28 protein-coding genes, 1 other RNA gene and 1 pseudogene are annotated in these 24404 nt (G+C 65.1%); 13 read left to right on the top strand and 17 right to left on the bottom strand.

Annotation, left to right across the window (positions count from 1 at the left end):
• Positions 1 to 178: 178 nt before the first annotated feature.
• Positions 179 to 1678, bottom strand: coding sequence for an MFS transporter (locus AB0J29_RS15200; RefSeq protein WP_364785207.1), 1500 nt, complete (start codon positions 1676 to 1678; stop codon positions 179 to 181).
• A gap of 117 nt (positions 1679 to 1795) precedes the next feature.
• On the opposite strand from AB0J29_RS15200, the gene AB0J29_RS15195 reads away from it, so the two are divergent.
• Complete coding sequence (locus tag AB0J29_RS15195) at positions 1796 to 2470, top strand: TetR/AcrR family transcriptional regulator (RefSeq protein WP_364785204.1); 675 nt, start codon at positions 1796 to 1798, stop codon at positions 2468 to 2470.
• A gap of 56 nt (positions 2471 to 2526) precedes the next feature.
• Positions 2527 to 3822: a D-arabinono-1,4-lactone oxidase gene (locus AB0J29_RS15190; protein WP_364785201.1), complete on the top strand. Its 1296-nt coding sequence runs from the start codon at positions 2527 to 2529 to the stop codon at positions 3820 to 3822.
• A 194-nt stretch (positions 3823 to 4016) separates the two neighbouring features.
• Here AB0J29_RS15190 and AB0J29_RS15185 read toward each other — a convergent pair whose 3' ends face one another.
• A complete protein-coding gene (locus tag AB0J29_RS15185) occupies positions 4017 to 4763 on the bottom strand; it encodes a Sir2 family NAD-dependent protein deacetylase (RefSeq protein WP_364785198.1) in 747 nt (248 codons plus the stop codon).
• A 112-nt stretch (positions 4764 to 4875) separates the two neighbouring features.
• On the opposite strand from AB0J29_RS15185, the gene AB0J29_RS15180 reads away from it, so the two are divergent.
• The 3 genes from AB0J29_RS15180 (at position 4876) to AB0J29_RS15170 (ending at position 6217) form a co-directional block, all read left to right on the top strand.
• The gene (locus AB0J29_RS15180) at positions 4876 to 5010 is read left to right on the top strand and encodes a hypothetical protein (RefSeq protein WP_364785195.1); all 135 of its coding nucleotides are present in this window, start codon (positions 4876 to 4878) and stop codon (positions 5008 to 5010) included.
• 331 nt (positions 5011 to 5341) lie between these two features.
• Entirely contained in the window at positions 5342 to 5755 is a 414-nt protein-coding gene (locus tag AB0J29_RS15175) for a heat-shock protein HtpX (RefSeq protein ID WP_364508132.1), read from the top strand.
• 48 nt (positions 5756 to 5803) lie between these two features.
• On the top strand, positions 5804 to 6217 hold the full coding sequence (locus tag AB0J29_RS15170) for a VOC family protein (protein ID WP_364785192.1): 414 nt from the start codon (positions 5804 to 5806) through the stop codon (positions 6215 to 6217).
• Here the strand turns inward: AB0J29_RS15170 and AB0J29_RS15165 are convergent.
• Both AB0J29_RS15165 and AB0J29_RS15160 read right to left on the bottom strand, forming a co-directional pair.
• On the bottom strand, positions 6201 to 6914 hold the full coding sequence (locus tag AB0J29_RS15165; RefSeq protein WP_364785189.1) for a helix-turn-helix transcriptional regulator: 714 nt from the start codon (positions 6912 to 6914) through the stop codon (positions 6201 to 6203). The genes AB0J29_RS15170 and AB0J29_RS15165 overlap by 17 nt on opposite strands.
• A 344-nt stretch (positions 6915 to 7258) precedes the next feature.
• The gene (locus AB0J29_RS15160; RefSeq protein ID WP_364785186.1) at positions 7259 to 7624 is read right to left on the bottom strand and encodes a hypothetical protein; all 366 of its coding nucleotides are present in this window, start codon (positions 7622 to 7624) and stop codon (positions 7259 to 7261) included.
• A 570-nt stretch (positions 7625 to 8194) separates the two neighbouring features.
• Here AB0J29_RS15160 and AB0J29_RS15155 point away from each other — a divergent pair.
• Positions 8195 to 9136 carry a threonine/serine dehydratase gene (locus AB0J29_RS15155; RefSeq protein WP_364785183.1) on the top strand — a complete coding sequence of 314 codons (942 nt, stop codon included), beginning with the start codon at positions 8195 to 8197 and terminating at the stop codon, positions 9134 to 9136.
• A gap of 48 nt (positions 9137 to 9184) precedes the next feature.
• Entirely contained in the window at positions 9185 to 9727 is a 543-nt protein-coding gene (locus AB0J29_RS15150; RefSeq protein WP_364785180.1) for a thioredoxin family protein, read from the top strand.
• On the opposite strand, the gene AB0J29_RS15145 is transcribed toward AB0J29_RS15150, so the two are convergent.
• Positions 9724 to 10014 (bottom strand): hypothetical protein, encoded by a 291-nt coding sequence (locus AB0J29_RS15145; RefSeq protein WP_174415132.1) that lies wholly within the window; start codon positions 10012 to 10014, stop codon positions 9724 to 9726. The two genes, AB0J29_RS15150 and AB0J29_RS15145, sit on opposite strands and share 4 nt — an antisense overlap.
• A 115-nt stretch (positions 10015 to 10129) precedes the next feature.
• Positions 10130 to 11290, bottom strand: a complete 1161-nt coding sequence (locus tag AB0J29_RS15140) for an MFS transporter (protein ID WP_364785177.1) — start codon at positions 11288 to 11290, stop codon at positions 10130 to 10132.
• Between the two features lie 81 nt (positions 11291 to 11371).
• On the opposite strand from AB0J29_RS15140, the gene AB0J29_RS15135 reads away from it, so the two are divergent.
• Positions 11372 to 11821, top strand: a complete 450-nt coding sequence (locus tag AB0J29_RS15135) for a MarR family transcriptional regulator (RefSeq protein WP_364785174.1) — start codon at positions 11372 to 11374, stop codon at positions 11819 to 11821.
• Positions 11822 to 11848: 27 nt separating this feature from the next.
• Complete coding sequence (locus AB0J29_RS15130) at positions 11849 to 12487, top strand: TetR/AcrR family transcriptional regulator (protein ID WP_364785171.1); 639 nt, start codon at positions 11849 to 11851, stop codon at positions 12485 to 12487.
• 3 nt (positions 12488 to 12490) lie between these two features.
• Here the strand turns inward: AB0J29_RS15130 and AB0J29_RS15125 are convergent, their stop codons facing one another.
• The 5 genes from AB0J29_RS15125 to AB0J29_RS15105 all read right to left on the bottom strand — a co-directional run bounded on the left by AB0J29_RS15125 (position 12491) and on the right by AB0J29_RS15105 (position 16837).
• Positions 12491 to 12853 (bottom strand): hypothetical protein, encoded by a 363-nt coding sequence (locus AB0J29_RS15125; RefSeq protein ID WP_364785168.1) that lies wholly within the window; start codon positions 12851 to 12853, stop codon positions 12491 to 12493.
• A 95-nt stretch (positions 12854 to 12948) separates the two neighbouring features.
• Positions 12949 to 13659 (bottom strand): helix-turn-helix domain-containing protein, encoded by a 711-nt coding sequence (locus tag AB0J29_RS15120; RefSeq protein ID WP_364785165.1) that lies wholly within the window; start codon positions 13657 to 13659, stop codon positions 12949 to 12951.
• Positions 13660 to 14116: 457 nt separating this feature from the next.
• Complete coding sequence (locus AB0J29_RS15115; RefSeq protein WP_364785162.1) at positions 14117 to 15025, bottom strand: EamA family transporter; 909 nt, start codon at positions 15023 to 15025, stop codon at positions 14117 to 14119.
• Positions 15026 to 15065: 40 nt separating this feature from the next.
• Entirely contained in the window at positions 15066 to 16370 is a 1305-nt protein-coding gene (locus tag AB0J29_RS15110) for a glycosyltransferase 87 family protein (RefSeq protein ID WP_364785159.1), read from the bottom strand.
• Positions 16371 to 16441: 71 nt separating this feature from the next.
• Positions 16442 to 16837 carry an ankyrin repeat domain-containing protein gene (locus AB0J29_RS15105; RefSeq protein ID WP_364785155.1) on the bottom strand — a complete coding sequence of 132 codons (396 nt, stop codon included), beginning with the start codon at positions 16835 to 16837 and terminating at the stop codon, positions 16442 to 16444.
• 112 nt (positions 16838 to 16949) lie between these two features.
• Here AB0J29_RS15105 and AB0J29_RS15100 point away from each other — a divergent pair, with 112 nt between their 5' ends.
• The 3 genes from AB0J29_RS15100 (at position 16950) to AB0J29_RS15090 (ending at position 18392) form a co-directional block, all read left to right on the top strand.
• Entirely contained in the window at positions 16950 to 17147 is a 198-nt protein-coding gene (locus tag AB0J29_RS15100) for a hypothetical protein (protein ID WP_364785152.1), read from the top strand.
• A gap of 209 nt (positions 17148 to 17356) precedes the next feature.
• The gene (locus AB0J29_RS15095) at positions 17357 to 17686 is read left to right on the top strand and encodes a hypothetical protein (RefSeq protein ID WP_364785149.1); all 330 of its coding nucleotides are present in this window, start codon (positions 17357 to 17359) and stop codon (positions 17684 to 17686) included.
• Between the two features lie 268 nt (positions 17687 to 17954).
• Entirely contained in the window at positions 17955 to 18392 is a 438-nt protein-coding gene (locus AB0J29_RS15090) for a hypothetical protein (RefSeq protein ID WP_364785146.1), read from the top strand.
• Positions 18393 to 18811: 419 nt separating this feature from the next.
• Here the strand turns inward: AB0J29_RS15090 and gdhA are convergent, their stop codons facing one another.
• The 5 genes and pseudogenes from gdhA to AB0J29_RS15065 all read right to left on the bottom strand — a co-directional run bounded on the left by gdhA (position 18812) and on the right by AB0J29_RS15065 (position 22506).
• Positions 18812 to 20161 (bottom strand): NADP-specific glutamate dehydrogenase, encoded by a 1350-nt coding sequence (gene gdhA, locus AB0J29_RS15085; RefSeq protein ID WP_364785143.1) that lies wholly within the window; start codon positions 20159 to 20161, stop codon positions 18812 to 18814.
• 414 nt (positions 20162 to 20575) lie between these two features.
• Positions 20576 to 20946: a transfer-messenger RNA gene (ssrA, locus tag AB0J29_RS15080) on the bottom strand.
• A gap of 199 nt (positions 20947 to 21145) precedes the next feature.
• Positions 21146 to 21563: pseudogene (locus AB0J29_RS15075) on the bottom strand (hypothetical protein).
• Between the two features lie 20 nt (positions 21564 to 21583).
• Positions 21584 to 22057: an SsrA-binding protein SmpB gene (smpB, locus tag AB0J29_RS15070; RefSeq protein WP_364785140.1), complete on the bottom strand. Its 474-nt coding sequence runs from the start codon at positions 22055 to 22057 to the stop codon at positions 21584 to 21586.
• Positions 22058 to 22296: 239 nt separating this feature from the next.
• Entirely contained in the window at positions 22297 to 22506 is a 210-nt protein-coding gene (locus AB0J29_RS15065; RefSeq protein WP_364785230.1) for a tyrosine-type recombinase/integrase, read from the bottom strand.
• A 146-nt stretch (positions 22507 to 22652) separates the two neighbouring features.
• Here AB0J29_RS15065 and AB0J29_RS15060 point away from each other — a divergent pair, with 146 nt between their 5' ends.
• Entirely contained in the window at positions 22653 to 23363 is a 711-nt protein-coding gene (locus tag AB0J29_RS15060) for a transposase family protein (protein WP_364785227.1), read from the top strand.
• A gap of 71 nt (positions 23364 to 23434) precedes the next feature.
• On the opposite strand, the gene AB0J29_RS15055 is transcribed toward AB0J29_RS15060, so the two are convergent.
• On the bottom strand, positions 23435 to 24097 hold the full coding sequence (locus tag AB0J29_RS15055; RefSeq protein ID WP_364785137.1) for a DUF3558 family protein: 663 nt from the start codon (positions 24095 to 24097) through the stop codon (positions 23435 to 23437).
• Between the last annotated feature and the right edge of the window lie 307 nt (positions 24098 to 24404).

Below are 24404 nucleotides of genomic sequence, written 5' to 3'. Positions count from 1 at the left end.
GCGGCGAGTAACAATCACCGCGACCGGGAGACTGCATTGGCGCTCGCATTCGACAATCGGCAGCATGACCGATCCTCCGGCCGTCGAAGCGCATGCGACGAAGTCGCGAGTCTCGACGGCTCGGATGCGAGACACCAGGGGGCCGCGAACCCGCCGCGCCGGAGGCGCGGCCAAAGACTCAGTGCACGATTACCGGTTCACCTTCCGACGGCGCCGGAACCGTATTCGGCATCAGGAATCCGGTGATCACCGCACCGGCGACGAAAATCGCGGTGGCCCACCAGAAGCTGGTCGTGTAGCTCTCGATCTGGGCCTGTGCCACGGCTAGCGGCCCTGGCGTATGCGACGACAGGTAGTCCGTCGCGGCCGAGGCGGCGATGGTGCTCAGCAGCGCCGTGCCGATCGAGCCACCGACCTGCTGGCTGGTATTGATCGTCGCCGAGGCGACACCGGCATCCTCATGGTGCACTCCGGCCGTCGCGCCCTGGAAGGCGGTCGACATCGCGCCACCGAGACCGAGCCCCATCAGGATCAGGGCGGGCAGGATATTCGCGACGTAGCTGCTGTCCAACCCGATCTGGGTCAGCCAGGCCATGCCGACCGCGGCGACCAGGAAGCCACCGGCGACCACTACCTTCGGACCGACCTTCGGCAGCAGCAGTGAGGGCACGGTGGTCGAGGAGACGACCATACCCGCCACCATCGGCAGGAACGCCAGACCGGTCTTGATCGGTGAGTACCCCATGCTCAGCTGCATGTAGTAAGTCAGGAACAGGAAGATCGCGAACATTCCGATGCCCATGACGAATACCGTCAGGAACGAACCGCCGCGGGTCCGGTCCAGCAGGATGCGCAGCGGCAACAGCGGATTCGCGACTCGGGCCTCGATCCACACGAACACCGCGAGCAGCGCCGCGCCGCCGATCAGGAACCCAAGGGTGACCGGGTTGCCCCAGCTGGTCGACTCGGCGTGCGAGAAGCCGTAGACGATGCCGAACAGTGCGGCGGTCACCACGACGGTGCCCGGAATATCGAGCTTGGGCCGCTCGGTGACCACATGCTTGGCCAGCAGCAGTACCGCACCGGCCAGCGCGACGGCGGCGAAGCCGAGGTTCACGAACATCACCCAGCGCCACGAGGCCCATTCGGTGAGCATGCCGCCGAGCAGCAGACCGATGGCGCCACCGGCGCCGGCGACCGCACCGAAGATGCCGAAGGCCTTGGCGCGCTCGCTGGGTTCGGTGAAGGTCACCGTGAGCAGCGACAGCGCGGCCGGCGCGAGCAGCGCCCCGAAGACGCCCTGTCCGACGCGGGCCGCGATCAGCATTTCGAAGCTGGTGGCCGCGCCGCCGACCGCGGAGGCGACGGCGAATCCGATCAGGCCGATAATAAAGGTGCTACGTCGGCCGAACAGGTCGCTGAGTCGGCCACCGACCAGCAGCAGGCTACCGAAGGCGAGGGCGTAACCGGTGACGACCCACTGCCGGTCGCCATCGCCGAAGCCGAGGTCCTGTTGCGCGGCGGGCAACGCGATATTCACGACGGTCGCGTCGAGCACAACCATGAGCTGAGCCACGCCGAGTACGGCGAGCACCCACCAGCGCAGGGCATGCGAGCCGCGGGGGCCCGAGTCGGTTTTCGCGGAGGCGGGTGCCCCACGGTCGAACGTGGTAGTCATGTGTCCCCTTCGTCTCGAGGCTGGATCCGGAGGAGCCACCTCCGCTTACTGAATTAAGCTATCACAGTAACGGAGACAACTCCTCCGCTTAATCCCGCGTATTGCTAGGATGTGCATGTGAATCCCGCCACTACCGTGCCTCCACCTCGGCGCCTACGCGCCGACGCTGCCCGCAATCAGCAGCGCATCGTCGAGGCAGCTCGTCAGCTCTTCGCCGATCACGGCCTGGAGATCACCCTCGATGACGTGGCCGAACGCGCCGGGGTCGGTGTCGGCACCGTCTACCGACGCTTCGCCAACAAGAAGGAACTGATCGCCGAAGTCTTCGAACAGAACGTCGGCGATTTCGCCGTGGCAGCCAAGGCCGCGGCCGAACATCCCGACCCCTGGTTGGGGTTGGTGCAGTTCTTCGAGTATGCCTGTACGCACCTGGCTACCAATCGCGGCTTCAGCGAGGTCATGCTCGAACTCGAGGAGGACCCGGACCGCTTCGCCCAGTTGCGCGACCAGATCAAGCCGACCGTCGCCGCGATCATCGATCGCGCACGCAAGGCCGGCGCACTGCAACCCGATATCGCGCCCTCGGACTTCTTCGCGCTGATCCATATGGTCGACGCGCACGCCGAGTTCTCCAAGTCGGTGAATCCGAATACCTGGCAGCGCTATATGGCCATCGCACTCAACGGCGTACGCAGCGATGACACGCCGCGTCGGCCGCTTGCAGTCCCCCCCTTGACCGACGAGGAAGTCGAACAGGCCAAGTCGTTCGTCTGCGCGGGCCGCAGGCGCTAGCGCCGAAAACCGAACATATCTAGCGCTGATCTGAGTCAGCCCTTACAGTTGGACACATGACCAACTCGTGGGGGAACTGGACCGGGGATCAACAGTGCGCGCCCGCCGCCATCGCCGCCCCGCGCAGTACCGAAGAATTGGCCGAGATCATCGGCCGCGCCGCCACCACCGGACAGACCGTGCGCGTCGCCGGTGCGGGCCATTCGTTCACCGATGCCGTACTCACCGACGGCATACTGCTCGACCTCGCGAAACTGAACCGCATCCACACCGTGGACCGGGAGACCGGCCACGTTCGAGTCGAGGCGGGCATCACCCTCAATGCCGCCAGCAATGCGCTGCATTCGCTCGGCCTGGCCTTCCCCAATCTGGGCGATATCGACGTGCAGACCATTGCGGGTGCGACCGCGACGGCCACCCACGGCACTGGCGCGACACTGCAAAACCTCTCCGCCGCACTGCAATCCATCGAACTGGTACTCGCCGACGGCAGCCGGGTCGAGTTGAACGAGGCGTCCGATCCGGACGGCTGGCGCGCGGCGCGGGTGAGCATCGGGGCGCTCGGTGTGGTCAGCGCAGTCACGCTGCAGCTGGTGCCGTCGTTCGTACTGGAGGGAATCGAACGGCCGGTGCCGGTCGAGGACGTCCTCGCGGATCTGGACTCCTACGTCGAGGGCAACCGGCATTTCGAGTTCTACATGTTCGGGCACAGTCCGCTGGCGATGACCAAACGCAATAACCCTGTCGACCTGCCGGAACAGCCGCGCGGTAAGGCCGCCGACTGGTTCGCCGACATCCTGATGTCCAACTACGCCTTCGACGCGCTGTGCCGACTCGGCAAGCGCCGGCCCCGACTGGTGCCGTGGATCCATCGCGGGGCGGCATATGCGGGCAGCTACCGTCGCCAGGTCGACCGCTCGTATCGAGTCTTCGCCTCACCCCGACTGATTCGCTTCACCGAGATGGAATATGCGATTCCGCGCGAACATTCCGTCGCCGCCATCCGCGAGATCAAGGAACTCGCGACGCGATTCGATACGCCGATGCCCATCGAGGTGCGCTGGGTCGCCCCCGATGACGCATTCCTCTCCCCCGCGAACGGCCGCGACACCTGCTACATCGCCGTCCACCAGTACCGCGGCATGGCCTACGAACCGTATTTCCGCGCCTGCGAGGCGGTCTTCGACAAGTACAACGGCCGCCCGCACTGGGGCAAACGGCACTTCCAGACCGCCGAGACGCTGCGGCCACGCTACTCGGACTGGGATCACTTCACCGAGGTGCGCCGCCGCTTCGATCCCAAAGGTCGCTTCGCCAACGCCTATGTCGAGCGGGTGCTCGGTCGTATCTGATCTGCAGCGCGTGCGGCGCTGCGTGTTCCCGGCCCCTCCTGTCTCGCGGCCGACCCTTTCGAACGACCTGCAAGCAGTCGCTGGCGGCGCCGTCGAGACTCGCGACTTCGTCGCATGCGCTTCGACGGCTCGGACGCGAGACGGGCCGCGAACGTAACTCGTAACACTCGCTCCGTCGTGGTTGTGTTGCCTGGTCAGCTGGACAATATCTCGGCGACCAGACGCGGCAGGGCGGTGCCGATGGGTTCGCGGATCACCTCGGTGGCGATGCTGTCGTAGGGCGTCGGCTCGGCATTGACGATGACCAGATCCGCGCCGCTGTCGACCGCGAGCGCGCACATCGATGCGGCCGGTTCCACCTGCAACGAGGAACCGATTGCCAGGAAAATATCGCTGGCCTCGGCGGTCAGTGCAGCCTTGGTCATGGTGCGGCGATCCATCTGTTGGCCGAACATGATGGTCGCGGACTTCAGGATGCCGCCGCAGGCCGGACACGGCGGATCCGCCTCACCCGCCGCCACGCGAGCCAGGGTGGCGGCCATACTCGTCTGGTATTCGCAACCGACACAGACGACCTCGAACATATTGCCGTGGATTTCGATCACCCGACCGGGTGAAGACCCGGCGCGCTGGTGCAGCCGATCGATGTTTTGAGTGATGATCGTGATGGTACGTCCGGCCCGCTCCAGATCGGCCAGCGCGGTATGCGCGGCATTGGGTTCAGCCTGCCACACCGGATTGTCGCGGCGGGCCAGCCAGGAGCGTTTACGTAGCTCCGGATCGGCCAGGTAGGCCTCGTAGGTCGACAACAGTTCGGCGATGGGATCCCTCGTCCACACACCACGGGGACCACGGAAGTCGGGAATGCCGGAATCGGTGGAGATGCCGGCGCCGGTGAGCACGCCGATCCGCCCGTCACGTTCCCGCCAATCGGTCGTCATATCGAATCAGCCTAGGGCTGCAGTACTTCGTCACCGTCGGCACCACTCCGCAGGCGGCGTGACGCAAGCTCGGCCCGACGTGGTCGGAGTTCGACGAACGCAAGCTGAAGGCATGGGCTGGTTCATCGCTCGCACGGTGCCGCTGCTGCCGGAGCGGGTGCGCTACTTTCCGATCGCGTACGAGGCGTGGCGGCTCGAGCGCGATCGCGCGCGGCTGCGCAAAGTTATCGATCTGCGTCCCATGTGAAGTCTACTGCGCCCGTCCACTGCCCGCGGCTGCCGCTTCGGCACCGCGGGCCGCGCCGTATCCAGGCAAAATGCCGATTTCATGACCGACCGGTCTCTTCTTGGTCGATATCCCGCGTGCGGCAACAACTCTCGCATCACGGCCCTCGAGATGCCTTGGCAGGCAAAGTCGCCCCCTCGTCGCGAAACATACTCCACCCGCCCTGGTATACGTATCACGCACCCTACGACTCAGATCAGGTGCAGCCGTTGCCCGACAATCCCGACATTTCGCCCAGACATCTCAACTACGGCACCGCTCCGATTCACCAGCCTGAAAGGTATTCCCGCACATGGCACACAAGCCCAGCGTGCTGTTCGTCTGTGTCCACAATGCGGGCCGGTCGCAAATGGCCGCCGGACTCCTCGATGCGCTCGCCGGTGACCGCATTGATGTGCACTCCGCCGGGAGCACGCCCGCCGCCGCCATCAATCCGGCCGCCGTCGCGGTCATGGCCGAACTCGATATCGATATTTCGGCGCAGGCGCCGAAGCTGCTGACCGTGGACGCGGTCGCCATGTCCGATGTGGTCGTCACCATGGGCTGTGGTGACGCGTGTCCGTTCTTCCCCGGCATCAGCTACCGCGATTGGATGCTGCCCGATGCGACCGGCGAGGACATCGCCATCGTGCGCTCGATCCGCGACCGGATCCGCATCCTGGTGGAGAACCTGATCGCGGAACTGATCCCGGCCACCGCCTGCTGAGTCCGATTTGTTCAAGAAGCCTGCCGAAGTGCGGCATAGGCTGCGGATATGACTCCACAACTCAATGTCATCGGCATTGTCGTCAGCGATATGGCCGCCTCGCTCGCCTTCTACCGACGCCTGGGTCTCGAGTTCCCTGACGCGGACGATAACGGACATCTCGAGGCCGCCCTGCCCGGCGGTATGCGCCTGACGCTGGATACCGAGGCCGTGATCCAGTCGTTCCACCCCGGCTGGCAGCCGCCGAAGGCCGCGGGCCGGCTCGCGCTGGCATTCCAGTGCGCGAACCCCGCCGAGGTCGATGCGGTCTACCGCGAACTCGTCGATGCCGGATACCACAGCGAACTGAAGCCATGGGACGCCTTCTGGGGCCAGCGCTACGCGACGATCCTGGACCCGGACGGTAATAGCGTCGATCTGTACGCCCCGCTGTCCGCTCGAGCCGTCACCGGGAGCGGGTGAGCAACTCGCTCAACGGCATTCCGGCGAGTTCGCGCACATCGCGTGCGAGGTGGGCCTGATCGGCGAATCCGGTGCGGAATGCGGTGTCCGCGAGCGGCACTCCGCTGCGGGCTACCGCGAGCGCCCGCTGCAGCCGCAGGATGCGCGCCAATGTCTTGGGTCCGTAGCCGAAGGCCGCGAGCGAGCGTCGGTGCAGTATCCGCGCACCGAGCCCCGCGGCCTCGGCCGTCGCCGCGACCGACCATCCGGCGTCCAGCGTGGCGACGATCCGCCGCAGCACCGGGTCGGGTGGTTCGGTGTCGTAGGCCCGACGCACTGCGATCGCCTCCAGCGCGGCGGGCTGATCCGCTTGCGCCCCAACCTGTTCCGCGAGCCGCCGAGCGGTCGCGGCGGGCCACAGGTCCGCCAATTCCACCCGTTGATCGCGCAACTCGTGCGCAGGCACCCCGAGCAGTGCTGGCGCACTCCCCGGCGCGAATCGAATCCCGACCCATCGAGTTCCCGCCGAACCATCGGCCGCATACGCACGCGTGTCCGGACCGGCAACCAGCAACCTGCCATTACCCCACAGCAGATCCATACAGCCATCCGGCAACACCGGTAACGCCGCGGCCCCGGTGGCACTGGTATTCGTCCACACCACGGCACCGGGGAGCCGCGACGGCCGCTCCCGATACCCCGGCGCTACCTCTGGCACGAATCCGAGGCTACCTGCGTCGCCTCGCGACTCAGTCGGGGAAGGTCAGCAGCCGGTCGGCCAGCCACCGCGGCGGCTGCCCCGGCAACGATGTGGCCGCAGTCCGGGATCCGTTCCGCGTAATCGCGATAGCTGTCCGGCACACCGTCGGAGAGCTGATCGCAGGCACCGTTGCGGTGCAGGGTGGCACGCGCAGCCAGGCCATACGGTAGTGCCGTGCGAATGCGGTACCTCGTGCAACGAGACGTTGCGATTGAATCGCTTTGCGCCTACAGGGGTCGGCTATCGACCGCCGGTGACGTCCAGTCACCGAGGAATTCTCGCGACGACTGTGTCACCGCGATTCAACGCGGGGTGACGCCACGCGGGACGACCCGGATCATACGATCGTCGCCGGCGGCGATCTTCGACTCTGGATCCATACATCCCACGGTGACCTCGGCGCCGGCGGGCGAGGAAAAGGTCCACAGCGTCATCCACTCTTTCCCGCCGATTGTTTCCTGTTTTTTCGTATTGGTGGAACGGAGATCTTCGTTGCGGCCGGTGCTGTCGGCTACCGTGCAGTGCAGGCTCGCACTCGCGGCCGCCCAGTCGACGGGCACCTTGATATCTATCACCGCATCGGCGGGAATCGGTACTTTCTTGTTCTCCCCCAGTGGAATTCGTACGCCGCCGCCCGGCTCCTCGTTTTCGGCCGGCGTCACATTCACCGAACTCGTTTCCGCTGGTGCGGATGAGCTCGGCACGGCCGTCGTCGACTTGTCATCGGAGCATCCCGCCACGGCAACGGCAAGTGCGGCCGTCACCGTCATCCAGATCAGTTTCACCGGTCAACCTCTCTTCGACAGAGCATGACTACAACTTCCAGATGGAGGCAGAGTACATGGCGGGGAAATCGGCAATTCGTTCACAAATATGAGGACTCGGCGGATATCGAAAAGCCGCCAGTTTCCACGGCGGCCGCCTGGCGGTAGACAAGCAACCCGACAGTCCGCAGCCATCGCTGCGGGCATTTCCGCCGAATTGTCGATCGAGCATGCGAGCCAAGATGATTCGATGCCGCGCGAGCAGATCACCCGTTTGGAAATGGCCCTCGACGCGGCGCAGGTCCACCACACCTCGGCGCCTATCCGAATACCCGCCACGGCTTCACCATGCGCGACACCCCGGTCTTCGAACAGGTGGCCTACGACCGCCATCTCACCGATCCGCCCGGTGTCCTGTACCGGGCGTTCCCCAGCGCGGCAAGATGATCGGTAGTACCGATGACAGGAGTGAGCATGGAGTTGAACTACGGCGATGTGAAGGCTGCCGCCGATCGGATTGCCGGACACGTGCGGCCGGTCGCCATCGCACCCGGGGACCAGGTCGCGTCAACCGGCGAGCTGTGGCTGGCAATGGAATTCATGCAGCACACCGGCTCGTTCAAGGCCCGTGGTGCGCGAAACTTCATCCAGGCACACCAGGACGACGCAACCCTGCCGGATGCGGGCGTGACCATCGCATCCGGCGGAAACGCCGGACTCGCGTGTGCGTGGGCGGCCCGCGAACAGGACGTACCGGCGACGGTATTCCTACCGACCACCGCGCCGCTGGTGAAGGTCGAGCGGTTGCGCGGCTACGGCGCGGAGGTCCGCCTGGTCGGCACCGAATACGCCGACGCACTCGCCGCCTGTCGCGAATTCGCCGATACCAGTGGCGCTTTGCCCTCACATGCCTACGACAACCCCTATATCGCGGCAGGTGCGGGCACCCTGATGATGGAGATACACCAGTTGCTCCCCCAACTGGACACGGTCGTCGTCGCTGTCGGCGGCGGTGGTCTGTTCGCCGGGGTCGCCACGGCCGCGGACCACTACGGCGTCCGAACGATCGCGGTGGAACCGGAACGCTGCCGGGCGCTGCACGATGCGATCCAGGCCGGACGGATCGTGGACGTGCCGGTCGATTCGGTCGCCGCCGATTCCCTCGGCGCCCGCCGCGCCACCGAACTGGCACTGCACGCGGCCCAGAACTACGACGTGATATCGGTGCTCGTCCCCGACACCGACATCATCGCGACACGGATGGCGCTGTGGCAGGATCGCCGCTTGGCCGTGGAACACGCGGCCGCGACAGCTGTCGCGGCGCTGACTACCGGCGTCTATCGTCCCGAACCCGGTGAGCGGGTCTGCGTCGTCCTGTGCGGGGCCAATACCGATCCAGCGGATCTGGCGCGGTAAATCGGGCCGGGCGTACTACGCTCGATATCGACTCGGATGGAGGCACCCATGTCGGTCCAATCCCTGATGGTCCCGATCGGAACTCCCGCGCCGGACTTCACCCTGCCCGACCTCGACGGTCACCGCCACACCCGCGCCGACTACGCGGACGGGCCGGGGCTACTGGTCATCTTCGCCTGCAACCACTGTCCATACGTGCGGCACCTCGAGTCGAAGCTCGGCGAGGTGCTCGACACGCTGACGATCCCGACGGTGGCGATCTGCACCAATGATGCCGACGCCTACTCGGATGACGCGCCGGAGCACCTGCGGGCCCAGGCCGATCGCGCCGGTTGGCGGTTCCCCTACCTGGTCGACGAAGCCCAGCAGGTGGGCCGCGCGTTCCGAGCCGCATGCACGCCGGACTTCTTCCTCTACGACGCACACCTGGAACTCGCCTACCGCGGCGCATTCGACGAATCGACCCCCGGCAACGGTAAACCGGTGACCGGCAGTGAATTACGCGCTGCGGTCGAGGCGGTGCTCACCGGAGCACCCGTGCCCGTGCCGCATCGGCCGAGCATGGGCTGCTCCATCAAATGGCGTGCCTAGGTGCCGATTACCGCATTCATGATGGTGCCGGCGCTGGTGGCGACGACACCGCCGATCATGGCTCCCGCCACCATCTTCGGCGACTGCAGGCCACCACCGGACCACTTCTCCCAGGCGAACCGACCGCCCGCGTAGGTGATGGCGGTAATGCCCGCCAGCAGGATGAACCAGGTGAAATAGCGCACCATCTGCAAGATCTTGTCCGCGAGGGGCGGCGCCTCAGGTGTCGGGTTGCCGAGTTGGGCCAGGACTGCTCCATACGTGTCATGTGCCGCGGCGAGAATCATACTCACAGTCGTACCCCTCTTCTGATATCTGCGACGCTGTAGGCGCGCCTAGCCAGATAATAGCGGCTCAACTCGAGACAGATTGCGCAGCAATCGGATTCAATGATGATCTCGGTCAGCTCGATTCCAGCAGGGGCTTTCGATCACGCCGGAGCATGCGCAGCGCCAACGCCGAGCCCGATACCGTGAGCACGGCGGCGATCGGATAGATCGAACGCAGTCCCGGTCCGTCATCGATGGCCCAGCCGCCGATGCGGCCAGCGAATGCGGCGGCGAGCTGGAATCCGGAGGCATTGACCGCGACGGCCAGTGTGGGTGCCGCGCCCGCTGCGGTCACAACCCGGATCTGCATACCGGGAATGATCGCGAAGGCCAGCACACCGAGCACGAAAATCAGTGCCACCGTGATCCATTGAATCTCCGCGACCACCCACAGCAGCGCCAGCACACCCGCCAGGGCGACGAGCAGACCCGTCAGCGACCGCATCAGCGCCTTATCGGCCAGCCGTCCACCGAGAAAATTGCCGAGAACCGCGCCCGCGCCGTACACCAGTAGCAGCGCGGGCACCGCACCCGATGCGAAACCGCTTACCTCGGTGAGCAACGGCGTGAAGTACGTAAACACCGTCACCACACCGACATTGCCGAGTGCGGTGAGCCCGATCGCCAATTGCACTCGGCGATCGGCGAATACGCGCAGCTCACCGCGCACCGATCGGCTCGCCGGCGCGGGCAGCATCGGCAGGAAAAGCAGTACGAGCAGCAGCGCGACAGCCACGCACACCGCGACCGTCACGAATGTTGCACGCCAGCCGAAGGATTGGCCGATGGCCGTACCGATCGGGGTGCCGCCGATTATGCCCAGATTCATGCCGAGCGCCACCCGCGCCACCGCGGCCGCCTCCCGGCCGGGTTCGGCCATCGAGACGACCGTCGCGATAGCAACGGCGAAAAACGTTGCTACCACGAGCCCTGCGGCAAATCTGGCCAGCAGCACGGTCGAATAGTTCGGCGCGAGAGCCGAACCCAGATTCGCGACGAGCGCCACCGCCATCAAGCCGACCACGAGCGGTTTGCGCGGCAGTCGTGCCGTCACCACGGTCACCACCGGCCCGCCGACGATCATCCCGAGCGCATACGCGCTCACCAACAGACCCGCCGCGGGCACCGACACCGCGAGACCGTCCGCCACCGCGGGCAGGATGCCCGCGATCACGAATTCCCCGGTGGTCAGGCTGAAGACCACCAGCATGAGCGCAAATACAGCAGGACGCATACATCCACTCCAGATAGTTCCAGTTCAAATGATTTGAATTAGAACTATCACAGTTCGAAGCATGACACTAGACTCGGCGATATGAAGGATCAGCCGGACTCGTCACCGAATCTCGCCGTGGATTCCGAGATCGATCGCGACGTCTGCAAGCTGGTGCATCAGTTCACGCATCGTCTCGACGTGCACGTTCGCCGGGTCGCCGAGGCATTGGATATGACGCCGTCACAGGTCATCGCGCTGCGCGAACTGTCGGATCCGATTACCGCGCGGGAATTGGCCACCAGGATGTCGTGCGAGCCGTCGAATGCGACCTTCGTGCTGGACCGCCTCGAACAGCAGGATCTGGTTCGGCGGCAACCACATCCGACCGACCGGCGCGCCAAGCAGATCGTGCTGACGGCGGCCGGGGAGCGGCGCCGCGCCGAGGCGCTCGATCTGCTCGGCGCACAGTCGCCACTCACCTCGCTCACCGCCGCCCAGCAGCAGACGCTGCGGGATCTGCTGCACACCATGGTGACGGAGGTTGTTTAACCATACGGTCGGACGTATTCTTTGGCTATGACTGTGGCAACGCGGGGTGGTGGCCGGGTGGCGGGCGGCCCCGAGGACAAGCGCCTGCTGCGCGGTGCGCGCAGTCGTCAGCTCGTGCTGCGCCAGGCGGTCGACACCGCCTCCCTCGATGGTCTAGAGGGTTTGAGCTTCGGCAAGTTGGCGACCGATACCGGGCTCAGCAAGGCGGGTGTGCAGACCCTGTTCAAAACCAAGGAGACGCTGCAACTCGCGGCGCTCGATTTGGCCCGCGAGATATTCATCGATGCCGTCATCCGGCCCGCCCGCGCGCAACCCCGTGGCGTGCGACGACTTCGCGCGCTGATCGAACTCTGGATCGTCTACGCGCAGACACCGTTGTTCGCGGGCGGCTGCTATCGGGTCGCGAATATGGCGGAGTTCGACAGCCGTCCTGGTCCGGTACGCGATGCCTTGGTCCGCGATCAGCGGGATTGGATGGCGACCATCGCGTGCGAACTCAGGCATGCCGTCGATGCGGGCGAAATCGCCGATCTGGATATCGATCTCGCCGCCTTCCAGATCGAGGCCGTCCTCTGCGCTGCCAATACCGCACTACGCCTCGGCGAAGCCGATGCCGTGCCCAAGGTCCGTCGAGTCGTCGAGAGTTTCCTCATCCCCGTGACATAGCGATCAGGGGCAGTCGACGGTCTGTTGCAGCTCGATCCTGATTCGGTCGTCGCTGAGGACGAGCGTGCCGTTGCTGGTGGTCCACGCGGGGGCGAGGAGCAGGAATTCTTTGAGCCAGGTGTCCTGGTCGGTGAATTCCGGCGGGTAGGACAGGACGGTAGCGAACGGCGATCGGGTCTTCAGGACGCCGCTGTCGGGATCCACTTCGAACATCACGGTATTGGCGCCCGCATGGGCGGACAGGCGCCGGGTTTCGTCGACGAACCACAGGGTGATTCGGGTGCCGCGGACCAGAAATCGTGGTAGCCCATCTTCGGTGACGGATGAGGAGACGTAGCGGTGGCCCCAGAGATCGGAGTCTTGCATCGGTGGATCGGCCCTTACTTGCAGCGTTCGACAGCCCATCTATCCTGATTCCCGCGCCGAGCGGGCAAAACAACCCGGTCCACTGAACGAACCGATCAGCGAAGATTCTTCTCGATTTCGCGGGCGGCATGTGCGACCAGACCGGGCAGATTCGGCGGAAGCTGTTGTGACAGTGAGATACAGCCGATAGCGGCCGCATCGCAATTACCCGGTTGACGGATTGCCGCTGCGGCACAACAGATCCCCGCAATCAGCTTGTGATGATCAACAGAAACCATTCCGGCATCCACGATTCCGGAGTACACACGCTGCCATTCGGTGGCCGAATAGGTCGGTGGCGGCACGGTGTTGTCGGCCCGTCCCGCGAACAGTACCTGCGCCAGCGCGGTGCGATAGACCAGCTCCGGATCCGCGATGGCACCGAGGAAGAATTCGGCCCCCTTGAGCCCGGAGACCAGCCGAACCGCACCCGCATCCAGAATGCACACCGCGACAGTCGAATTCGTCACTGCGGCCAATACCCGGGACGGGCGTTGCACGGCCCGGCTCAGGGTCGGCGCGGCCTGCCAGTGCCGCCCCAGCTCCGCCATCCGCTCCCCGACGAAATATCGCTGCTCCACCCGTTGCACGGCACCGAGCGCCACCAACTGCTCGGCCAACCGATATGCGGTGGCCTTGGCCAAGCCGGTGGTGCGGGCCAGTTGCGAGAGTCCACAGCCCTCTGGTGCCGCCGAAATGGCCTCCAGGATCTGGAAACCGGCGTCGAGCACACCGCGGCCCGGTCCAGCCGATGGGCTAGCGGCCATCGCGCCCGTCCTCCTCCTTGCCGCGGCTCGCATCGGCACACGGCACGGAAAGATGGTACGCCGGTTGTCGTTCGCAACAAGGCGTTCCAGGACGCGGGGCAACTCACGTTTAGCACGACCTCGCCTGGGCTACACTCCCTTTCGCTCTTCTCCGGTGCGGCCGTCACCCGCTCGAGCAGGAAAGTCCGCGCCGGACCAGGTTTCGGGATCGGGATGCCGACGATCCGCGGTACATCCGGACCACCGAATTCGTAGAACGCAATCGCCCGGATCGCATCAGCCTACGGGCGCGCCGGCGGATTTTCTCAGGAGAGTCTCATCGAACTCCACCCTCTGGTCTCAGCACCGTTCCGTTGAATGATCAGTGGCTGCCCCGCCCGGTCCCAGTCTCACCGGGCGGTAGGCAGCGCCAACTTCGCCAAGAATCCGAGACGGAATCGGCGGCTCGGGCTGCCGACTATTTCCGCCGCGCGGTTCGGGTTGCTCCGATGGACGCCGCCACCACACAGATGACGCCCGCCCATTGCGCCGCATGCATGATCTGGCCGAGGACAATCAGTCCGGCGAGTGCGGCGGCCGCCGGTTCCAGGCTCATCAGCACGCCGAAGACGCGCGGTGGAATGCGCCGCAGCGCTTCGAGTTCCACGGAATACGGCAGTACCGACGACAGCATCGCGACCGCGAAACCAGCGGCGAGGACCGACGGCTGGAACAGTGCGGCGCCCGCCTCGGCAATGCCGACCGGGACCATGAGCACACCACCGAAGGCCATCGCGATGGCCAGTCCCCCGCCGCCGCTGGTCCGGTCACCGAGTGCGGCGCTGAGCAGAATGTAGCTGGCCCACAGGGCTCCCGCGGCCAGGGCGAACAGCACGCCAGACCAGCCGACATCGCCGCCCGCCTTGGTCAGCAGCAGCACGCCGCCACCGGCGAGCACGGCCCACACCGGATCGGTCCAGCGCCGCGAGCCCGCCAGCGCGATAGTGAGCGGCCCCAAGAATTCGAGGGTGACCGCCATACCCAGTGGAATCCGGTCGATAGCCTGATAGATGCACAGATTCATGGCGGCGAGCACGGTGCCGTAGCCGAGCACGACCGGTAGTGCGCGCCGCTCGATCCGCAGCGCGGACCGCCAGACGACCAACAGCACTACCCCGGCGAAGAACAGTCGCAGCGTGACCACACCCGCGACACCGGTGGCGGTGAAGAGCTGTTTGGCCAGCGCCGCGCCGACCTGCACGCTGACGATTCCGATCAGTACCAATGCCGTCGGCGGCACCCCGCCGAGCCCGCGCGCGTGCACCGCGCGCACAGCCGTCAGCGGCCACGGTGACTTCGGATTCCGTTCGATATCGATCGCGACCACGCGGCGCCCTCCATCCAAAAACCCAGCATTCCAGAAAGAGTCAGGCCGCCGGGCGAGGACCTGTCAGATCGACGAAATCGATATCCTTCGACGCGGAATCGGCTTCGCGCGCTTGCGACTTCGCCCGTTTGCCGGCGACCAGATACACAACGACCAGCAACACGCTCAGCCAGACGTAGGTGTTGCCCCACAGGTGTTGCCAAGGCGTCCAAGCCAATTCGCGTCGATTATCGCCGGGCAGCCAGTTCTGCGGCCCATAGACGAATGCCGCCGTGGTGAGGATGATTGCCACATACCAGCCGATCGCCCGCCCGCGCGGCAGTGTGGTCGCGTAGCAGACCATCGCGAATACCGCCGGCGCGATCATCACCCAGTGATGCGACCAGGAGATCGGCGATACCAGCAGCGTGAAAACAGCGTTGATCGACAGCGCGAGCGCGGGCACCTCGGCAGCCTGGCGCATGGCCGGGACCACCAGCGCAAGCAACGCCGCACTCAGCAGCAGCCACAGCACGGTGAACAGCGGCTTCTCCACGTCGAATCGGGCGAGCACAGCCTGGATCGACTGGTTGGTATGGAAGGACGAGCCACTGAGTCCGGAGACATTGCCGAGTCCCCCGAACCAGTAGGTAACCGATTCCTTGGGCAGGACCGCGAAGCTCAGCGCGGTCGCCACCGCACCGGTGATCGCGGCCGTGACCGCGGCGCGATAATCCCGGCGCACCAGGAAGTAGAGCACGAACGCGGCCGGGGTCAGCTTGATCGCGGCGGCCACGCCGATCAGCATGCCGCGCCGCCACTTCGGCTTCGCGGTCAGCGTGTCCGCGGCGACCAGCACCATGAGCAGCAGATTCACCTGCCCGAAGTCCAGCGTGGAGCGGACCGGCTCCAGCAGCATGGCCAGCGGGGTCGCGCAAGAGGTGGCCAGCAGCGCGAGCCGCAATGCGCTGTGCTCGGGCCAGCGCCGCCGCGCGACCAGATACAGCGTCACGGCCAGCGCGAGCGTCGAGGAGATGAAGAAGGTGAAAGCCGCGGCGTCCCATGGCAGCAGCGCGAATGGGCTGAGCACCAGGGCGGCGAACGGCGGATAGATGAACGGAAGGCCGATACCGATGGTGGTCTGCGGCAGCTGACCGTACATATCCGCGCCGTCGCGCAGCGCCTCGATACCGAGCCGGTACACCTGCAGGTCGATGAACCCACCGGTGATTCGATGGAAGGGCCACAGCGGCGCCGTCAGACACCAGGTGGCGAAGGCGACGAGCAGCACCGGCACCAGCCACACCGCGAGCCCGAATCGTCGGTTCGCGGGCTTCGACCTATCTGGGGTGGTGACACTACTCATCCGCGGCGACTATACCGACCCGCACGAACGCCGCCGAATCGGCGTTCGTGCGCATGAGAAACGAACAACGCTCAGGACGCCTCGAACAAGTTCAGCACATCGTTCTTGCCGAACATGGCAGCCGCGGCCCGCGCGGACGGGGTTCCGGCATCCGGGTCCGCACCCACGGCGAGCAGGGCCCGCAGGATCTCGGTCTCGCCCTTGAAGACGGCACCGGCCAGCGGTGTCTGGCCCTTGTCGTTGGCCCGATTCGGGTCCGCATCGCGGGCGAGCAGCACCTGGACGACGTCTTGATGACCGTGGTAGGCGGCCAGCATGAGCAGTGTGTCGCCATTGTCGTTGGTGAGGTTCACCGGGACACCGGCATCGAGGTACGCCGTGAGCTGCTCGACATCGCCGTGCCGAGCAAGATCGAAGATCTTGGTGGCGAGTTCGATCAGGTCCGGGTCCGTCTCGTCATTGCCCATCTGCCAGTACTACCACTCGCGGCGCGCCGGAGTCGGCAGTTGTCACTGAATGAAATTCGGCCTGTCGCGTCGGTAACAGTTTCATAACTTGCAGATCGGGTAGCCCGTGACCATGACAGTGACGCACAAGCGATTTCACCGGCCCGCCGGTGTCGATCGCGGAACCGCGCTGCTGGCTTCGTTAACCTGCGTGATCTTCGTAGCCGGCATCGCCACCATCACCCGTTCCTTCCCGACCACCGCGGCCGCCGCCGGATGCATCGCGGCCGGACTGGTCGTCTCCCTCGGCATCCTTCCGCACAGTCGTTAGCCGATCCACCGGCACGTCGTCTCCGCCGCCCGATACGGCAGGCTTAGTGCGCGTGCCGCTGCTCGGCCCCTTCGAGGTCCGCGATGAACTTGGACCAACCGCTCCGGATCGCCGGTATCAAGGTCCGTGCCCGGCTCGCCATGGAACACGGCCGGGTGGTGCTCGCCGCCGCGATCTAGGACGAACGCCCGCCGGATAGTAGTGCGAATGTGTTGCAGACCTTGGCGTCTCGGGTCCGGTACGCAGTCGGCTCGGCGCGGGTCGAGGCACTCGCGTCCGGTTATCGGCTGGTCATCGATCCCATCGATGTGGATGTCGTCCGGTTCGAACGCCCGGCCGCAGCCGGGCGGGAATCGGATGATCCGACCGCATTGCGCGAGGCCGAGGCCTTGGTGCAGAGTCCGCTGTCCGAACTGTCGGAGTTGCGGTTCCCGACCGATGCGGCAGTGCGGTTGGACGAGTTGCGGCTCGACGCGGCCGAGTACCGGCTCGGGCTGGAGGTCGCAAACAACCGACGACCAAACCCACCGCCCTACTAGCCTGAGCCACCCTGCCCATCCATGAACGAAGCACTGCGCCCGCGTGCATCGAGCCGTCCATCGCCCCAGCTCGCGCCGCCATAGGCATCGACTTCGACGGCGTACCCGCCGTCAGAATCGAGGCCGCAATCGAACGAGCCAACTCCCGCAAACCAACGGACTTCGGAACTATCGGCGCGGCCTGCACGGATGTGATGCGCGTCTCAGGTAGCGTGCGACGACCCACGCCGGGCCACGCGGGGCTCGGTCGGCACAGCGAAAGGCGGGCATGATGGGCGGACTCTCGCGCGGCGCGGCCGGTGTTGCGCTGGCGGCGGCGTGTCTGACAGTACCGATAACCTTGGCACCCCAAGCGAATGCGACGATCACCCCGACCCTGTCGGTGACGATGAGCGGCTTGTCACTCGGTGCGAACAGTGTTGCGGCGGTCGGCTGTGCGCGGACTGCGCAGGCGACGGTGCAGCGGCCTGACGGCACCCCGGTGCAGAGCGGTGTCGTCGAATTCACGAGCCGCCTGCCCGGCCTCGGCGGAAACATCGTCGGAACCGTGCCGGTCGTCAACGGCACCGCGAGCATCCTCTGGATTCCGGATGTCGCGGGCCAGCACATCGTCAGTGCCGTCTACTACGACGGTCTGCCCGACTACCAACCGGCAGCCGGATACACCAACGTCACCGCACTGGACCTCCGCGGGATCTGCGTCTAGTCCGAACAGGCCCGTGCCGCAGCGGCCTGAGCACTCATGTTCGACCTTTGAGTGCTGGACGCGGCTGGAGCGCGGTCGCTCACCGGCCATTATGTTCTGGCAGGTTCGCGTTCAGCCGTATTGGGCCTCAGAGAAGAAGCAGGTCAGACGGCATCTTTCGCCAACCGCCCGGCCTGCTTCTCGGAATTGATCTCGCCACTGGTGACAAGCCCGTCGCACTCGGCCAATGGTGCCGACAGCCGTCTGTCAGTCGCCCCCAGACCGGCGAGGCGCGTACGGGACAGTGAGCCATATCGGATCCGGCTTGCATGTGCATGACACAGTCGTCGCCGGTCTCGGATTCGAGACGCCGCACCTTCGGTGGCGCAGTCGCACACGGGCGGCTCCTCGTTGCGAGCTACGGGACCCCAGCACGGGACTCAGATGACACCAAGTGCGAGCATCGCGTCCGCGACCTGGATGAATCCGGCGATATTCGCGCCGACGACATAGTTGCCAGGGGAACCGTATTCGTCGGCTGTCGCCAGCGACCGGTCGTGGACGCCGCGCATGATCTCGGCGAGACGTGCCTCGGTGTGCTCGAACGACCACGAATTTCGCGACGCATTCTGCTGCATCTCCAACGCACTGGTCGCGACGCCGCCCGCGTTCGCGGCCTTACCAGGGGCGAACACGACCCCCGCTTCGGTGAACACCCGCACTGCCTCCGGGGTGCATGGCATGTTCGCACCTTCGGCGACTATCGTGCACCCGTTCTTCGCCAGCACGACCGCATCACGGCCGTTGAGTTCGTTCTGGGTGGCGCAGGGCAGTGCGATATCGCACGGCACCTCCCACACCGCACTGTCCTCGATGAAACGGGCCGAGGGGCCACGTTCATCGGCGTAGCAGGAGATCCGATCCCGGCGCCGCTCCTTGATCTCTTTGAGCAGCTCCAGGTCGATGCCTGCCGTATCGACGATATAGCCGCTGGAGTCGGAACAGGCGATCACCGTGCCACCGAGCTTTTCGACCTTCTCGATCGCATAAATGGCGACATTGCCGGAACCGGAGATGACGACCTTTTTGCCATCGAAGCTGTCGGCATTGGCCCGCAGGATCTCGTCGACGAAGAAGACCACACCGTAACCGGTGGCTTCGGTGCGGACTTGCGAACCGCCCCAGGCAATTCCCTTACCGGTGAGCACGCCGGATTCGAAGCGGTTCGTGATGCGCTTGTACTGGCCGAACAGGTAGCCGATCTCCCGACCGCCGACACCGATATCTCCCGCCGGGACATCGGTGTGTTCGCCGATATGCCGGTAGAGCTCGGTCATGAACGCCTGGCAGAAACGCATCACCTCACCGTCCGACCGGCCCTTCGGGTCGAAATCGGACCCACCTTTTCCGCCACCGATCGGCATACCGGTCAGTGAATTCTTGAAGGTTTGTTCGAAACCCAGGAATTTGACGATGCCGAGATTCACGCTCGGATGGAAACGCAGCCCGCCTTTGTACGGCCCGAGCGCGGAGTTGAACTCCACCCGGAATCCCCGGTTGATCTGTACCTGGCCCGCATCGTCGACCCAGGCCACCCGGAAGATGATCTGCCGCTCCGGCTCGCACAGGCGTCGCATCACCGCGGCATCGGTATAGTCGGGATGTTTGGCCACCACCGGCCCGAGGCTGTCCAGTACTTCGTGCACTGCCTGGTGGAACTCGGTCTCCCCGGCATTACGGTGTAAGACCTCGTCATAGATCTCATGTAGTTTTTCGTGCAGGATGGGCATGAAACGTTCCCTCCATCAATCCAGGGCCGGTCCCGCCCGTGTGGTGCTATCCAGAAGAACCTATCGGTATTTCCGATGCGGTTTGCCAGCATGTGCAGTTGCTTGCATCACATTTGACCGGATTTCGCACTGTATGCCCGATTATCGCACGCGTGATGGGCCCTTTCGGTGGCCGGCGAAATGCGCTTCCGATACGAAGGACCGTGCCTGGCCCGGCACGTCACCAACCTTTCGCGGCCGGCACCATGGCCCCTGACGCTGGCCCAACGCCCATCTTGCAATCAGGGCGCCCGAGAAGGATGCGCCGGCCCGGCCTCGGCAGAAACATCGTCGGGGCCCGTGCCGGGCGTCAACGGCACCACGACGAAACGAGAACGGCTCATGCTCTCCATGAGCATGAGCCGTCCGCGAGTGAAGTGGAGCTGCCGGGAATCGAACCCGGGTCCTCCGCCGCTTCTTCAGGGCTTCTCCGTGTGCAGTTCGCTAGGTCTCTGCTCGGATCTCCGGGTCTCGCGAACAAGCTCGGATGACGATCCCAGTCGCTGTTGGATGTCCCGTCCGGCTCCGCGACCGAGTCGGACGGTAATTCCCTCTAGCTGATGCCAGTACCCGGGTCGAGGGACGAACCCGGACTGACAGAGACGCCTGCTACTTAGGCAGCGAGGGCGTACTCGCGCTGATTGGAATCGGCGCTTAATTGGTTGCAACGACGCTTACGGTGGTCTCTTGCCTGCACCGACACGCTTCCCCTGAATCTGCGTACGCAGTCGAAACCGTTCAGCCCCGTACGTCCCGACACCTTGTCGGGCTAGTCATGTTAACACTCGGCGACGCTTGGGTGCATTCCATTATCCCTGTACCTGATTTCAGGCCTCTGACCTGTGCGGAAACAGTATCGGGCGGACCGCGCCGCAATGTCACTGCCGCACATCCAGCCCCATCAGTCGCTCCTGAATACTGCGCTGAGGACCCCCGGCGAACCGATCAGGCCGCCGCGATCAACCCGACCGAGGCGGGCGCCGATGCCATCCCGACCTGCTGCTGTCGACCGACCCGTTCACCCGCCAGCAGGGCGGTCGCGGCCGGGTACAGCGCGCCGATCACGCTGACCAGCGAGAGCATCGAACCGTGGAAGGCGTACAGCAGTGCGGCATTCGCGATGATGTCCAGCACCGCGAGATAGGCCGCCAACTGCAGTGGTTCACCGCGCAGCCGCTCGCCACACCGGCCGCCAGTCCCCACAGCATCGATGCCGTGCCCGGAGTGCCACCGACCAGTGGTAGCAGCATGAGTACGAACAGCGTCGACATCGGATAGGAGACGACAACGACGCGCAGGGCGGTTACCCGCCGCGACGCAACACCACCGAAAAATCACTCACGCCGTAGCCGACCGCGGCCACCAACGCCGGGAGCACAGCGGTCAGCGCATGCCTTTGATCCGCCGCCCCAGTTCCCGGGTGACCTCGCGCTCGGCAGTGCGCTTGGCCATATCCTGTCGCTTGTCGTAGTCCTGCTTACCCTTGGCGAGCGCCAACTCGACCTTGACCTTGCCGTCGGAGAAGTACATCGACAGCGGCACCAAGGTCTGGTTGCCCTCGCGCGATTTGCCGACCAGCCGCTCGATCTCGCGCTTGTGCAGCAACAGCTTGCGCACCCGGCGCGGCGAATGGTTGGTCCAGGTGCCGTGGCTGAACTCGGGAATGTGCAGACCCCGCAGCCACACCTCACTGTTGTCGACGGTCGCGAAGGCGTCCACCAGCGAGGCCTTACCCTCGCGCAGACTCTTGACCTCGGTACCGACCAGCGCGATCCCGGCCTCGTAGATGTCCAGGATCGTGTAGTTGTGCCGTGCCCGGCGGTTGGTCGCGATGACCTTGCGCCCCTTCTCCTTCATATCGCCTCAATCGTCGTGTACGCCCTGGTAAGAGCATATTTCTAGGTAGCCGATCCGTCCCGGTCCCGTCACGGTCCCGTCACGCATCAAGAGTCCCAACCAGCCCGCCGCAGCCCTACAAGCGGGTTGGCCCCTTTTCCTTCATGCCCTTCATCCTCCACTGTTCGCCCTGCTAGGCAGCCTGGCCGGGCGCCCGTTTTTCCTCGCTGACCCATTCCGGTCCCGGCAAGGCCACAAACCTACGCGCCGCATGGCCTTACCGAGCGCGGCCCGCACCGGGCCGTCACCCCGCGGCCACAGAGTGTGTAGACCCTCAGAGTTACGGCACCGCTCGAATGCCCTACAAGCTTCCTGATCTTCTCAGGGTCTACACCAGTAGCGAGCAATAGGGAAACGAAAAAGTGTCTACCGTCGTGCCAGGTGAACCCTTTGTCCTGCCCATAGCGGATGGGACTGATGCCGCCGAGGGAGTGTCGGTTTTACCGGCTCTAGCGCACTTCCGGTGGTGGACTGGTCTGGTTGACGGCATGATGCCTCGGTGGTCGAGGCGAATGATGTTGTTGGACTGTCTTTTTCGGGTTTGTTGCCGTTGGTGATGGAGGGTGTGGCGGTTGAGGGCGAGCGGGTCGTGGTGCGGGCCAGGATGGAGTCGTGTCCGGCTGTCTGCTCGCGGTGCGGTGTCGAGTCGGTGCGAGTTCACAGCTACCACGACCGGACCGTCGCGGATCTGCCGCTGAACGGTCGTCTGGTGATCGTGCGTGTGCGTGTCCGGCGACCGTTGTGCTCGACACCGCAGTGCTGCAGGACATTTCGTGAGCAGGTCTTCGGCGTGCTCGAACGCTACCAGCGTCGCACCGCCCTACCGCGACCACCTGCACCGGCGCCGCGAAGCCGAACCCGGTGTTCCGGTGCCGCATTTGTTCCACGAGATCAAAGCGCTCGGCTACACCGGCGGACTCAATCTGCTGCACAAATACCTCAACCAAGGCCGCGCCGAAAGCGACCGGCTCATGCCCTCACCCCGGCGACTCTCCTCCTGGATCTCGAGCAGGCCCACCGATCTGCCCCGCAGGCGGCGCGCCCACCTGGACGAACTCCTGGCCGCCTGCCCGCAGATGACCGACCTAGCCAGACTCGTCGGCGAATTTGCTGCGATCATGACCGAACGGCCCGGCAGCGACCTCGACGCATGGACCAAGCAGGTCCGCGAAGCAGGACTCGCGGAGCTCGACCCCTTCCTACGAGGCCCCGACCAGGACAACGATGCCGCCGCACGCATAAGACTGCCCCCGGAGATTGGAACTGATTTTCTCAGTCCAACTTCCGGGGAGCAGTTCAGCCGGAATCGGCCGGGTGCCACCCTTTTTCGTCCGCCTGTTATGCAGGCAGATTCTTATTGCCCAACTTGCTCGCGAACTCCTGCACGGCGGCGCAGGGCTCGAGCGTCGGCGACTGGCCGTTATGCTTGCGCGTCGTGAACAAGACGGATCCTGTTGAGGTCTGGACGCCCATCAGGCAACCGATGTGATTGCTGTCCTGGACCGAGTTGAAGACGACCACTTGACGGCCGTAGTATTCGGTTCGCCTGAGATCCCGGTAAGCACCGGGCTTGAGCAACTGGTCGACTGTCTCGTTGAGGGATTCGATGAGCAGCTCGTACTTCCCATCGGAGGCCAGCCACTGGCATCCCCGTACGTCGGGGTGTTGGAGGTCTTTCCGCTCCCTCGTGACCGAGTCCAACCCCGCGGCGGCGAGGTCGGCAGAGGGAATTTCGCAGGGATCCCAGGGACCGTCCGAGACCGGCGCGGCCGTCTTGGTGGTAGTGGTGGGTGTGTCGCCATCGGAGACGGTGCGCGTGGTCTCCGGGGCGGATCCACCGTCGGCTTTTGCCGTGGTGGGCGCGCTCGCCGCGGCGCTCGTCGAACCGGCCGAACCTGTCGTCCCCTTTGTGGGTGTGACGTCCTCGTTGCACGCGCTGAGCAACAGCGCCGCGCCGCAGATCACGGCGGTGATCAAGTGCCTGGATGCGCTGATCTTCATTTGTCGGATTCCTTTACCTGTCAGGATTTTTCACAACAGATGGACGAACCTTGCGGCTCGGGTGCTCGACGAAGTCGGGTCAGAACCCATGTCCGGTCAGAACCCATGTCCGGTCAGCAGTTGGAACGGCATACTGAGGAACATCATGGCCACATACAGCGGGTAGCGGATCGGGTCGCCGCTGAGCTAGCCCTCCGACAGCCAGTTCATCAAGTCGGCGGAACCCACGACGCGTCTCCCTCGGTTGTGGACATTTCTGTCCGGTAGCGAACGTTTCCGCCGGACATGTCGATCGCGTGGGTCCGGT

The organism is Nocardia sp. NPDC049707 (assembly GCF_040674855.1).
Taxonomy (GTDB): domain Bacteria; phylum Actinomycetota; class Actinomycetes; order Mycobacteriales; family Mycobacteriaceae; genus Nocardia.
Note: the sequence above shows the minus strand (reverse complement) of the source record. Positions and strands in the feature narration are given on the sequence as shown.

Bases quoted from the DNA above. Each gene is read 5' to 3' on its own strand.
- AB0J29_RS15200 (WP_364785207.1), bottom strand. From the start codon at position 1,678: ATGACTACCACGTTCGACCGTGGGGCACCCGCCTCCGCGAAAACCGAC.
- AB0J29_RS15190 (WP_364785201.1), top strand. From the start codon at position 2,527: ATGACCAACTCGTGGGGGAACTGGACCGGGGATCAACAGTGCGCGCCC.
- AB0J29_RS15185 (WP_364785198.1), bottom strand. From the start codon at position 4,763: ATGACGACCGATTGGCGGGAACGTGACGGGCGGATCGGCGTGCTCACC.
- AB0J29_RS15180 (WP_364785195.1), top strand. From the start codon at position 4,876: ATGGGCTGGTTCATCGCTCGCACGGTGCCGCTGCTGCCGGAGCGGGTG.
- AB0J29_RS15175 (WP_364508132.1), top strand. From the start codon at position 5,342: ATGGCACACAAGCCCAGCGTGCTGTTCGTCTGTGTCCACAATGCGGGC.
- AB0J29_RS15170 (WP_364785192.1), top strand. From the start codon at position 5,804: ATGACTCCACAACTCAATGTCATCGGCATTGTCGTCAGCGATATGGCC.
- AB0J29_RS15155 (WP_364785183.1), top strand. From the start codon at position 8,195: ATGGAGTTGAACTACGGCGATGTGAAGGCTGCCGCCGATCGGATTGCC.
- AB0J29_RS15150 (WP_364785180.1), top strand. From the start codon at position 9,185: ATGTCGGTCCAATCCCTGATGGTCCCGATCGGAACTCCCGCGCCGGAC.
- AB0J29_RS15145 (WP_174415132.1), bottom strand. From the start codon at position 10,014: ATGATTCTCGCCGCGGCACATGACACGTATGGAGCAGTCCTGGCCCAA.
- AB0J29_RS15140 (WP_364785177.1), bottom strand. From the start codon at position 11,290: ATGCGTCCTGCTGTATTTGCGCTCATGCTGGTGGTCTTCAGCCTGACC.
- AB0J29_RS15135 (WP_364785174.1), top strand. From the start codon at position 11,372: ATGAAGGATCAGCCGGACTCGTCACCGAATCTCGCCGTGGATTCCGAG.
- AB0J29_RS15130 (WP_364785171.1), top strand. From the start codon at position 11,849: ATGACTGTGGCAACGCGGGGTGGTGGCCGGGTGGCGGGCGGCCCCGAG.
- AB0J29_RS15125 (WP_364785168.1), bottom strand. From the start codon at position 12,853: ATGCAAGACTCCGATCTCTGGGGCCACCGCTACGTCTCCTCATCCGTC.
- AB0J29_RS15120 (WP_364785165.1), bottom strand. From the start codon at position 13,659: ATGGCCGCTAGCCCATCGGCTGGACCGGGCCGCGGTGTGCTCGACGCC.
- AB0J29_RS15110 (WP_364785159.1), bottom strand. From the start codon at position 16,370: ATGAGTAGTGTCACCACCCCAGATAGGTCGAAGCCCGCGAACCGACGA.
- AB0J29_RS15105 (WP_364785155.1), bottom strand. From the start codon at position 16,837: ATGGGCAATGACGAGACGGACCCGGACCTGATCGAACTCGCCACCAAG.
- AB0J29_RS15100 (WP_364785152.1), top strand. From the start codon at position 16,950: ATGACAGTGACGCACAAGCGATTTCACCGGCCCGCCGGTGTCGATCGC.
- AB0J29_RS15090 (WP_364785146.1), top strand. From the start codon at position 17,955: ATGATGGGCGGACTCTCGCGCGGCGCGGCCGGTGTTGCGCTGGCGGCG.
- gdhA (WP_364785143.1), bottom strand. From the start codon at position 20,161: ATGCCCATCCTGCACGAAAAACTACATGAGATCTATGACGAGGTCTTA.
- smpB (WP_364785140.1), bottom strand. From the start codon at position 22,057: ATGAAGGAGAAGGGGCGCAAGGTCATCGCGACCAACCGCCGGGCACGG.
- AB0J29_RS15060 (WP_364785227.1), top strand. From the start codon at position 22,653: ATGGAGGGTGTGGCGGTTGAGGGCGAGCGGGTCGTGGTGCGGGCCAGG.
- AB0J29_RS15055 (WP_364785137.1), bottom strand. From the start codon at position 24,097: ATGAAGATCAGCGCATCCAGGCACTTGATCACCGCCGTGATCTGCGGC.